This is a genomic window from Carboxylicivirga marina (assembly GCF_016612505.1).
Classification (GTDB): domain Bacteria; phylum Bacteroidota; class Bacteroidia; order Bacteroidales; family Marinilabiliaceae; genus Carboxylicivirga; species Carboxylicivirga marina.
The window spans coordinates 23,756-34,269 of record NZ_JAENRR010000051.1; the positions used below are offsets into that span (position 1 = coordinate 23,756).

The following is a 10,514-nucleotide window of genomic DNA, read 5'->3' on the forward strand; positions in this document are numbered from 1 at the left end:
TTATTTCGATTGTTCATCGAGTAATTCAAGCTGTCCATCTTCGTTTTCAATAATCATTTGGTATTCCTCCATCCACCTTAATACTTTACTTAGTTCATCCTGCGGTGATTTAAGTGCGATTACTAAATCATCGTACGTCAGAGCTGACGACTGAAGTTTGTCAACAATTTGTTGTTGAATGCTGCCAAATTGTTCCACCGATAAATTTGTCTTTTTCATGCTTTGGCAGACATCGCAGAAACCACAATTATCACTTTGTGTTTGTCCGAAATAGCGCAATAGTAGTTTGCTTCTGCAAATGTGGTTGGAGGTTCCATAATCGATAACACTGCTTATGCGTTGTTCGTATTGTTCTTTTCGGTCTTTATATACTTCTTTCGGCAAAGTAATGTATTTACTGTCTTCGCGCGAGGTTGTATAACTTATTAGGGGTGTTTTTTTCTGAGGTATGTATTTGATGATGCCTAGTTTACCCAACTTAACCAGATTCTGATAAATTGCATCTCTATTGGTATTCATCCGTTTTGCTAACAGTTCTTCATTGATTGGGACATATTCAGTAAAAAGACCAGTGTATGAGCGAAGCAATAGTTTGATTAACTGGTCGAAATCTTCGTTGGCTACCTGAAACTTATACAAATCATCGCGACGTGTAATGAAATGTACTTTGGCTGATAGCTGCAATTCTTCTGTAAATTCTAAATAACCAGCCCGTTGAAGAATCTTAAGGCTGTTGAATACAGTCATCATATTCATTCGGTAACTTTTACAAAATAGAGGTAAGTTAAAATCATATACCATCCCAAAACCACTGCCTACTGCTAATTGAAAGAAGTTACCTAATGCTTCATATACTGCTAATATTTTGTCTTTTTCGGGAAAAGAAACCGAAATACTTCGCTTTAAGCGTACATTATCGTTGTTAGACCATAGAAGTACAGCGAAAGCTTTTTTACCATCGCGACCAGCACGACCAGCTTCCTGGTAATAGGCTTCCAATGAGTCTGGTGCGTCCATATGTACGACCAGACGAACATCAGGTTTGTCGATGCCCATGCCAAATGCATTAGTCGAAACAATGATTCTGATTTCACCATTAGTCCATAGTTTCTGACGCTTGTCTTTTACTTCAAGGGGCATGCCGGCATGAAACGAACTTGCAGAAATGCCGTTTTTTACAAGAAGTTCACTGTACTCTTGTGTTTTTTTACGATTACGAACATAAACGACAGCACTGCCGGGTACTTTATTAATGATATTGAGCAATTGTTGTTCTTTATCCTCTGCTTGTCGGACAACGTAAACCAGGTTGTCGCGTTTAAAACTCTTTTGAAAGAGATTCTTCTTCTTAAACAGTAAGCGCTTTTGTATGTCATCGGCCACTTCAGGAGTTGCGGTTGCAGTTAGTGCCAGAATGGGTGTTTCAGGTAATAACTGACGTATTTCTGAAATGTTGAGATATGATGGTCTAAAGTCATAACCCCATTGCGAAATACAATGTGCCTCATCAATGGCCAGTAGGTTAACATTCATTTGCTTCACCTTTTCCTGAAACAGGTCGGTGCCTAATCGCTCCGGTGAAATATATAAGAATTTGGTTCCTCCAAATATGCAATTATCTAGTGTGATATTAATCTCATCACGCATCAAACCTGAATAAATGGCCGATGCTTTGATATCTCTTTTTTTTAGGTTGTCAACCTGATCTTTCATTAAAGCGATTAATGGTGTAACAACAAGGCAAATCCCTTCTTTGGCCATGGCAGGCACCTGAAAAGTCAGTGATTTGCCACCTCCTGTAGGCATTAGTCCGAGTGTATCATCTCCATTTGTTATGGATTTAATAATATCTTCTTGCAAGGGGCGAAAGGTATCATAGCCCCAGTATTGCTTTAATATGTGATGAAAAATATCCATTGAATAGCAAAGTTAATATTATGCCATCAGACAATGGTTAGTTGGTCTGATAAAATTCGTAAACTATTGAAATTGAGTTGGTAATTGTGAGTTAAATTTGACTATGAAAAAATAACTTTGTAATATTTCACAATTAAAGTTGTTGTGAATAATTTTTTACTACTTTTGCCAAAATTTTTTAATTCCAAAAACAAGGTTCCATGTCATTTCTTGAGGATAAAATCGTTTCTGAAGGTTTAACTTTTGATGATGTTTTACTCATCCCAGCTTATTCGCAGGTGTTACCCCGTGATGTGAAGTTAAATGGTCGTTTCTCTAAAAACATTGTGTTAAATACGCCAATTGTATCCGCTGCAATGGATACGGTTACTGAGGCTCGTCTGGCCATGGCCATTGCGCGCGAAGGTGGTATTGGTGTAATTCACAAAAATATGCCGATTAAAGATCAGGCAAAGCAAGTGGAGACCGTAAAACGTGCTGAAAACGGTATGATTTACGATCCTGTTACTATTTTGCAGGGAAGCACTGTTGGGCAAGCGCTCGACTTGATGAAAGAATATAAGATTGGTGGTATTCCGGTGGTTGATCAATATGGCTATTTAGTTGGTATTGTAACTAATCGTGACTTACGATTTGAACCAGACATGGGTCGTTCGATTGATGAGGTGATGACCACTGAAAATTTGGTAACCACTAATCAAACGACAGACTTAGAAAAAGCTGCAGCTATTCTACAGCAATATAAAATTGAAAAGTTGCCAGTTGTTGATGCTAATAATAAATTAGTAGGACTACTTACTTATAAAGATATTACCAAAGCCAAGGATAAGCCACATGCTTGTAAAGATGAAAAAGGTCGTTTGCGTGTAGCTGCCGGGGTAGGAGTAACTGCTGATACTTTTGATCGTATTGATGCGTTGGTTGAAGCAAATGTTGATGCTATTGTTATTGATACGGCACACGGACACAGTGTTGGCGTGTTAGAGACTTTGAAAAAAGCCAAAGAGAAGTATCCTGATTTGGAAATTGTAGTAGGTAATATTGCAACAGCTAAAGCAGCTCTTGATTTGGTTAAGGCTGGTGCTGATGGTGTAAAAGTAGGTATCGGACCAGGTTCAATTTGTACTACTCGCGTAATTGCTGGTGTTGGGGTTCCTCAGTTATCTGCTATTTATGATGTATCAAAAGCATTAGAAGGAACAGGTGTACCTGTGATAGCCGATGGTGGTATTCGTTACTCAGGAGATATTGTTAAAGCATTAGCGTCAGGATCACATGCTGTAATGCTAGGAGGATTATTTGCAGGAGTTGATGAGTCACCAGGCGATACGATTATTTACAATGGACGTAAGTTTAAGTCGTACCGGGGTATGGGCTCAGTTGAAGCTATGCAGCAAGGTTCAAAAGACCGTTACTTCCAGGATGTTGAGGATGATATTAAAAAACTTGTTCCAGAAGGAATTTCAGCTCGTGTACCTTATAAAGGAACCTTATACGAAGTTATTTATCAGCTTATTGGTGGATTGCGTGCCGGAATGGGATATTGTGGTTCAGCAAATATTGAAGAGTTACACAAGGCTCAGTTTACAAAAATTTCGAATGCTGGTATGAGCGAGAGTCACCCGCATGATGTAACAATTACGCGAGAGGCTCCAAATTACTCGCGATAATATAAGAAAATACAGTATATAAAAAAGAGGCTTTTCAATTGAAAAGCCTCTTTTTTATTTTGCAATCAATGCAAAAATGACGATGTTAATAATACTTGTTTTTAATGGTATAGGCTCGTTTCGTCAAATCTGTATTCTGAAGTACTTTTAGCTTAAGGTGTTTAGGGTAATTGGGGTTATTCGTCAGGAACTGATTGCTTATATCGAAAGCTTTTTGTGATGAGTGACCACTAAAGCTATTACCCAACCAGCCAATAGGGAAGAAGATATCTCCTGTCAATTGGATTTCTTCCAATTGCTCAAGTGTTTTGTGTAGGTAACGCACCGACTGTTTCGTTCTTAATGGGTGGTGCAGATTTGCCAATGCGTTTTGTACCCATCCTTCCTTACTTCTGTTTTCTACCTTTGATAATGATAAAAAGAATTCATCGCGCTGAGCAGCATTATCTGATAGAGTTGGGAGAAGAAATGCCAATTTCTCTTTGTTATGCTGGCTCTTAAGCTGATTTGCTACGTAAGTTTGTAATTCTTCTGAGCGGGCATGTTCTTTTATACTCAATTGAGTAACAAGGCTTATCAGGTCATTGTCACTAAAGCTGATGCTATTAATGTTTACTTCGCCAACCGTTATTTTTGCCAATTGGTCAATTGATTCATTGCTCAATGCTATATTGCTCCACAATCTAAAAAGTGTTTTCTTGTTTGCAATACTTTCATGTTTATCAATACAGGCGTAAATTGATTCTTCCAGTGCAGGAGCTAGTTCAACTCTTCGAATTTCAGGTATGAATTTCCAATATGCCGTTTGCAATTGTTTACTCAGTTGATTTAAGATTATTGGATTCGTTTCGGTGGTAACACCTTTGGTGAGGTAAGTAATGAACTCATCAGGATGGATATCGCCATCGAGAAAGTTTTCATATAAATTAATGACCATTCTGCCGCGCAATAATTCATCAGACAATGAACAAGTTTGGTTCAGCCAGTACTCAGATTGTGGATTTGTGAGTCGAACTAAGCCATAGCCAACATCATCGGCTAAAAATAGTGTGTTCTCTAGTTCCAGGTTTTCTTCAATGCTAATCTTTGCATCGTACATCTGGTATTGCAGGTGCGATGATTCATTTTGAAGAATATTTATCTCCTGCGGCCAATAAGTCTTTGGAGAAGCTAAGCCTTGATGTTCGGCTATCTGTTTTAATCGCCATGAATCGTTGTGCTGTGTTGATGGTTCGAAGAACAAGACGGGTCGACCAGGTTCAAATACCCAGGCATTGCTCCATACTTTTAAGTCACTCTCAGTGTGTTTATCAATGCAGTCAATCAAATCGTTCCACGATGCATTTCCATAGGCATTATTGGCAACATATTCACGAATACCTGTTTTTAAGTTCTCAACTCCGGCAATGTTTTCAAGTTGCTTCATCACAATAGGCGATTTGTGGTAGATTATTCCGCCATATAGAGTGCCGGCATTCTTCAGGTTTTTAAGTTTTTGACCGATTGGGTTAGCACCGGCAGTTCGGTCAACTGAATAAGATGCAGGAAAATGTGCCATTAAAAAGCGTAAATCGTGGTTCATATCCGGAAACCAAGGTTGTGTTATTTTATCTGCCATAAAGTTGGCAAACACTTCTTTGAGCCATACTTCATCAAACCAGGGCATGGTTACCAAATCACCAAACCACATGTGAGCCGTTTCGTGCGCAATTAAATTTGCACGGGCTAATTCTTCATTGCGAGTAGGGTTTTCATCCAGAAATATTTTTTCGGCGCGATAATAAGTAGCTCCTGGGTGTTCCATGCCACCAAATTGAAAGGATGGAATAGCTACTAAATTGTAGGTTTCGAAAGGGTAATCGTAATTGGTAAAATCCTCCAGCCAGTCTAGCGATGTCAAAGTCTGCCTGAATACTTCTTCAATATTTCTATTGTACTTGGCTGAGTCATCGACCATGTGATACATGCCTATGTTTTTGCCATTCCATTTAACTGAATCATATTGGTAAGTACCTGCTGAAAATGCCCATAAGTAGGTGCTGATTGGTTGTGAAGGCGCAAATTCAAGTATGGTTCTTCCTTCTTTGGCTTGTTTAATGGTTGGCTCACCATTTGCTATGCCCGTCCAGCTTTCAGGAATTTCCATTTTGACTGCAAAGCGCCCTTTGATATCAGGTTGATCAAAACATGGTATGGCTGTGCGAGCTCTGTCGGGTACGAATAAGGCATAGAAATAATCGTTGTTACGATTTAATGCGCCATCGCCTAAAGTAAATTGAACTTGAACCGTATTCGTGCCTTTATTGAGCATCGAAGCTGGCAGTTTTATGTGCTCATTTATAATATCCAGTTCTTTAACCGACTGATCGTTTATTGTTAAGGCATGCAGTTGATTATTGCTGGCCTTAAAGTCTAGATAAACAGTTTCTTTGGTTTTTAAATCAAATTCTATTGTAGATGTACCATCTATCGGTTCATCTTTATCGTCAGGAACAATTATCGATAGTTGATAATTTAAGTCACTTATAAGCGTAGCGCGATGCTTGGCCAGCTGATGGCTCACACCATTTTCGGGTGCGGGTTTTTGGTAAATACTACATCCAAACAGGAAGACAGATAATAGTCCAATTAAAGTATATTTTGTCATTGTATTTAATTTTGACTTCTAAAATAATGAATCAATGTATATCTTTCTTCATGTGTGATATATTTCATATGGTATATGTAAAAACTTTCTCATCACCTTATTGTTTCCTTCCTACATAAAACTAACTTTACTCGTATGATTTTTTCAACCAAATTAATAACAATGAAACAATTTTTGACCTTAACTTGTATTGCCTTTATTTTCGGTGCCTGCTCAGGTATTAAAACGACTTCAGATTATGACCCAACAGTAGATTTTACTCAGTATAAAACAGCTGAGTTTTATGGATGGGACAAAAACACCACCGATGATTTAAATACGTTTGATCGTAAGCGAATTGAAGCTGCCTTTACTGAAGAATTCAAGAAAAGAGGAATTGAACTTGTAGACAAAGGAAGCGGTGGAGACTTAATCGTAAGTTTGTATCTGATTAATGAAGAAAAAACACAAACGCGAGCAACTACTACGCATCGAAGCTCAAATGTACATGTTTATGTAGGTATTGGTGGTTATTATGGTTATGGACCTGGATGGGGATATGGACCAGGTTGGGGTGGATACACAACAACGCACATTGAAGATATCGATTATAATGTTGGCACCTTGGTGTGTTCTGTGTTCGATAGCGAAGAAAAGCAATTGATTTTTGAGAGTGCAGCCAGTAAAACCATCGATGAAAATCCGCAGTTAAGGAAGAAAAGTATTCCTTATGTGGTTCGCTCTATTATGAGGAAATTCCCAAAGAAGTAATTTCTAATTATAAACATAGAGCCCGGAGATTTAATTCTTCGGGCTTTTATTTTTTAAAAGCGGGCATTCCACCTTAACTCAACCCCCTTAAAGTCGAGTACTTCGTAACATACACCAGCACTACAGGCTGGGCCGCCACGTCGCTCGCCTGCAAAAAGTTGAATTGTATGCTTCTGGTCTAATTTGTAACGCAAGGTTCCGCTGAGCCAAAGTTTATCGGTTTCTGTTACAAAATTATCATTACTCCACTCTGACAAGGTCCCTATAAATAGGCGTGAGTCATATCGGAAGGTGAGAGCACCTACATAGTTTTGATTGGATTTGTCCGATCTGTCAAAGGTTTGATATTCCAACTCTATTAATACGCCTTGTTTGGTTTTAAAAGGAACATCTATATTGGTACCTGCTGAGATTCTATCCATTTCACCTTTTAATGGGTCATTTGCATAGTCGATAAACAGTTTAGCGTCAGTTGAGTTAATGGTTGACGATACTTCAGCAAACCACTCGCTATAGGTTAGTGTTTTACCAATATCATTATTGGCAACTGTATGGTTTAGAGTTATCAATGTTTTATCACTAGCCTGATAAAAGGCTTCTAGCTGAAAGCCTGTTTCATTATCTGGTTGCAGAACATGTGTGCTTCTGTTTAATACCCGGTACGAATGTTCTTTAACAAGAGCTGGCGGTTCATTAATGCCTGAACCTATCACGAAATTATCATAGTTTTTCATTTCTGCACTCAGGCCAATTTTACCCAAGCTGAAGTTTAACGAGGCATATAACGCATGCCCTTTTGACTGGCTATTGACCGTTGTGGCATAGGCTGTGTAATAGTTCAAAAATGAAAATAGCCGACCGTTTAACGTTGTCATTGCATAATCGCTTGTTGCTGCCTTGTTCGATAAGCGCATATAAGTGCCACTAATGGTTTGCTTCAATAGTTTATACTCGGCAGATAGGGCGGCAATTTCATCATCGCGTCTGTTTTGCCAACTATCGGTAGGGGGTATTAAATTGTTAAGAACAAAACCATAGCTGGCTTTGATAGCATATTTTTTATGACGATATCCAGCTGATGCACCCATGATGTCACGATAGAAATATTGCTTACTTCTAAAGCTGATGTCTTCAATCACGGCACCTTGTATTTCGTAAGAACGCAAAAGGATGCCACGGCCAATAGTTTCATTAAAATTACCAGCTTTAAATTCCCAACCTTTGGATCGATAGTTTAATCCCATCCATCCAGGTTCGATATAATTACGATCTGAATAGGGTGTTAAATAATACTGAAAACCCGAATTGACTTTTAGTTTCTGATATCGATAATTAATATTGATCTTGTTGTAGAGAGCATTAAAAGGGTCCTCATTAGCAGTTGGTAATTCCCCATATTGATATTCCATCAGGCTGGTACCTGAAACTTGTGCCTCTGCTTGATTAAAACTCAAGGTAATTACTGCAATGAAAATCAATACATACCTCATTGAATGAAAAGTTTAATTTGGTGTTCGATTTCTTTTTCATCACCTATATTCCACCCTTCGTGCCTGTAGCGCACTGTTCCTTTGTTATCTACCAAAAGTAAAGTAGGTAAGGCGGTAATGTTAAGTTCATTCATCAACTCGTTATTGATATCTGAAATAATCGGGTAGGAGAGCTTGAGCGTTTTACTTAGTGGAACAACTTTCGATATACTCCTGGGGCCATCGGTATTAATGCTAATAACACTAAGGCCTTTGTGATGATAGTTGTTAAATAATTTTTCAATTTCAGGCATCGCTTTCATGCATGGTTTACACCACGATGCCCAAAAATCAACCACTGTAACTTCGTCTCCTTTTAATTCTGAATAACTCACCCATTCTCCATCCAGATTCTCTAACATAAAGTCAGGGATTGTTTGGGCCTGACCAATTGTGCTTACTGCCAGGAAAATAATGAGTAGTAAAAACTTGTCTAATTTCATGTTTACAAACTATCATCGAGAATACTTAATGCCGCAGCTATGTCTTTTGAAGCCCCCTGTGTGCCTTTAAAAACAATGTCTCCATCTTTGTTAACTACAACAAGTCGGTCGTAGGTAGTGTTGTAATCAGATGCAACTTTGGATGCATTTAAAAGTAATGGAAATGTAATACCCGTTGTGTTTTTAAAGCCTTGTACCGAAGCTTTGGTGCCATTCCATTGATCTAAACCAATAATAGCAACATTTGAGTTGGAAGCATATGCATCTGCAATTTGTGTTTGTATTTTAGGCGCAGCTGTTTTACATGCCGGGCATGAATTGCCAAGAAAAAACATAACCAGCACCTTGTTGTCAAAATCTTGTAATGAAACGGTTGTACCACTTAATGATGTCAGTGAAAAATCAGGTGCATCGCCCGAATTGTTACCTTTCATATCATCTGGGTTTTCTTGTTTTTTCATTTCATCTACCGGATCGTCAGCATCGCTACATGCCATTTGGCCAAGTCCAATAATAACTGATACTATCAGTACCTTGGAAATCGATAAAAAGCTATTGAATTTCGTTTTCATATTTTAAGATATTTATGTGTTTAAATATTTAGTCGGCTTATGCATATATTCCTTACATTTTTTTAGAACAATGTTTTTAATACTGTAAAAGCCTTTATAAACTAAGGTTTGTAGCGCTTATTTTGTTCTTTAACTTAAAAATAAATTATAAAACGTAAAAATAAGTTGATAAACTTAATAGTAAGTTGTAGGTTTGAATTGCTGATTAACTAACTTAGTATAACATGGTAACTTTAACTAAAGCAGAAGAGAAAATTATGAAGCTTCTTTGGAAGCTCGAAAAGGGATTTATAAAAGATTTAATAGAATTGATGCCTGAGCCAAAACCCCCTTATAACAGTGTCTCAACCATCGTTCGAGTGCTGGTTAAAAAGGAAATTATTGGTTTTAATAAGTTTGGTGGAACATATGAATATTATCCACTAATCACCAAGGAGCAATACCGTAGAAGTCAAATGGGTTCGTTGGTGAATGGGTATTTCAATAATTCTTTTTCGCAAGTGGTAAGTTTCTTTTCTGAGAATAAAAACCTAAAAATTGATGAAGTTAATGAGGCAATAAAGATGCTTGAAGAACTTAAAAAGAAGAAAAATGACTAGTTTCTTAATATATCTGTTTGAAAGTGGTTTATGTTTATCGCTTTTTTATACAGGGTACATTCTGCTTTTTAGAAAGGAAACATATTTTACTTTTAACAGAATATACTTGGTTGCTTCAATGGTTTTAGCCCTACTGCTGCCCTTGTCAAATGTGCAATTGTCGTTCAACTCGGGTGAGCGAATGGGAGAGGCTTTAGTAGCCGTAGTTGAGTTCAGGAACTATTACGAAGAGCTTATATTAATGATGGAGCCTGATTTTAATGTTGGTAATGTTATTCAAAATACTGTTGATGAAACAAGCCACCAAGTTCTAACCTGAATTATTCATAAAAAAGGGATAAGTGTTCCTTGAATCTTCTGAAATATCAGTATTTTCAAGGTGTCCAA

Annotated in this window: 9 protein-coding genes; 4 read left to right on the forward strand and 5 right to left on the reverse strand. The window is 37.7% G+C overall.

Annotated features, from left to right (window positions below; genetic code table 11):
- On the reverse strand, positions 1-1,917 hold the full coding sequence (locus tag JIV24_RS17100; protein WP_200466289.1) for a RecQ family ATP-dependent DNA helicase: 1,917 nt from the start codon (positions 1,915-1,917) through the stop codon (positions 1-3).
- Between the two features lie 200 nt (positions 1,918-2,117).
- Between JIV24_RS17100 and guaB the strand changes: the two genes are divergently transcribed.
- A complete protein-coding gene (guaB, locus tag JIV24_RS17105) occupies positions 2,118-3,587 on the forward strand; it encodes an IMP dehydrogenase (protein WP_200466290.1) in 1,470 nt (489 codons plus the stop codon).
- Positions 3,588-3,672: 85 nt separating this feature from the next.
- On the opposite strand, the gene JIV24_RS17110 is transcribed toward guaB, so the two are convergent.
- Positions 3,673-6,234 (reverse strand): M1 family metallopeptidase, encoded by a 2,562-nt coding sequence (locus JIV24_RS17110; RefSeq protein WP_200466291.1) that lies wholly within the window; start codon positions 6,232-6,234, stop codon positions 3,673-3,675.
- A 162-nt stretch (positions 6,235-6,396) separates the two neighbouring features.
- Here JIV24_RS17110 and JIV24_RS17115 point away from each other — a divergent pair, with 162 nt between their 5' ends.
- The gene (locus JIV24_RS17115; protein ID WP_200466292.1) at positions 6,397-6,984 is read left to right on the forward strand and encodes a DUF4136 domain-containing protein; all 588 of its coding nucleotides are present in this window, start codon (positions 6,397-6,399) and stop codon (positions 6,982-6,984) included.
- Positions 6,985-7,037: 53 nt separating this feature from the next.
- Here JIV24_RS17115 and JIV24_RS17120 read toward each other — a convergent pair whose 3' ends face one another.
- From JIV24_RS17120 to JIV24_RS17130, 3 genes are read right to left on the reverse strand one after another with little or no spacing between them, the layout of a single operon-like run.
- Positions 7,038-8,474, reverse strand: coding sequence for a DUF6029 family protein (locus tag JIV24_RS17120; RefSeq protein WP_200466293.1), 1,437 nt, complete (start codon positions 8,472-8,474; stop codon positions 7,038-7,040).
- Positions 8,471-8,956: a TlpA disulfide reductase family protein gene (locus tag JIV24_RS17125; protein ID WP_200466294.1), complete on the reverse strand. Its 486-nt coding sequence runs from the start codon at positions 8,954-8,956 to the stop codon at positions 8,471-8,473. The genes JIV24_RS17120 and JIV24_RS17125 overlap by 4 nt, the downstream gene beginning before the upstream one ends.
- A gap of 2 nt (positions 8,957-8,958) precedes the next feature.
- A complete protein-coding gene (locus tag JIV24_RS17130; RefSeq protein ID WP_200466295.1) occupies positions 8,959-9,528 on the reverse strand; it encodes a peroxiredoxin family protein in 570 nt (189 codons plus the stop codon).
- Between the two features lie 224 nt (positions 9,529-9,752).
- Between JIV24_RS17130 and JIV24_RS17135 the strand changes: the two genes are divergently transcribed.
- Together JIV24_RS17135 and JIV24_RS17140 are read left to right on the forward strand one after the other, a co-directional pair.
- Positions 9,753-10,127 carry a BlaI/MecI/CopY family transcriptional regulator gene (locus JIV24_RS17135; RefSeq protein ID WP_200466296.1) on the forward strand — a complete coding sequence of 125 codons (375 nt, stop codon included), beginning with the start codon at positions 9,753-9,755 and terminating at the stop codon, positions 10,125-10,127.
- Positions 10,120-10,446, forward strand: a complete 327-nt coding sequence (locus tag JIV24_RS17140) for a hypothetical protein (protein ID WP_200466297.1) — start codon at positions 10,120-10,122, stop codon at positions 10,444-10,446. Before JIV24_RS17135 ends, JIV24_RS17140 begins: the two co-directional genes overlap by 8 nt.
- The last annotated feature ends 68 nt before the right edge of the window (positions 10,447-10,514 follow it).

Bases quoted from the DNA above. Each gene is read 5' to 3' on its own strand.
- JIV24_RS17100 (WP_200466289.1), bottom strand. From the start codon at position 1,917: ATGGATATTTTTCATCACATATTAAAGCAATACTGGGGCTATGATACC.
- guaB (WP_200466290.1), top strand. From the start codon at position 2,118: ATGTCATTTCTTGAGGATAAAATCGTTTCTGAAGGTTTAACTTTTGAT.
- JIV24_RS17110 (WP_200466291.1), bottom strand. From the start codon at position 6,234: ATGACAAAATATACTTTAATTGGACTATTATCTGTCTTCCTGTTTGGA.
- JIV24_RS17115 (WP_200466292.1), top strand. From the start codon at position 6,397: ATGAAACAATTTTTGACCTTAACTTGTATTGCCTTTATTTTCGGTGCC.
- JIV24_RS17120 (WP_200466293.1), bottom strand. From the start codon at position 8,474: ATGAGGTATGTATTGATTTTCATTGCAGTAATTACCTTGAGTTTTAAT.
- JIV24_RS17125 (WP_200466294.1), bottom strand. From the start codon at position 8,956: ATGAAATTAGACAAGTTTTTACTACTCATTATTTTCCTGGCAGTAAGC.
- JIV24_RS17130 (WP_200466295.1), bottom strand. From the start codon at position 9,528: ATGAAAACGAAATTCAATAGCTTTTTATCGATTTCCAAGGTACTGATA.
- JIV24_RS17135 (WP_200466296.1), top strand. From the start codon at position 9,753: ATGGTAACTTTAACTAAAGCAGAAGAGAAAATTATGAAGCTTCTTTGG.
- JIV24_RS17140 (WP_200466297.1), top strand. From the start codon at position 10,120: ATGACTAGTTTCTTAATATATCTGTTTGAAAGTGGTTTATGTTTATCG.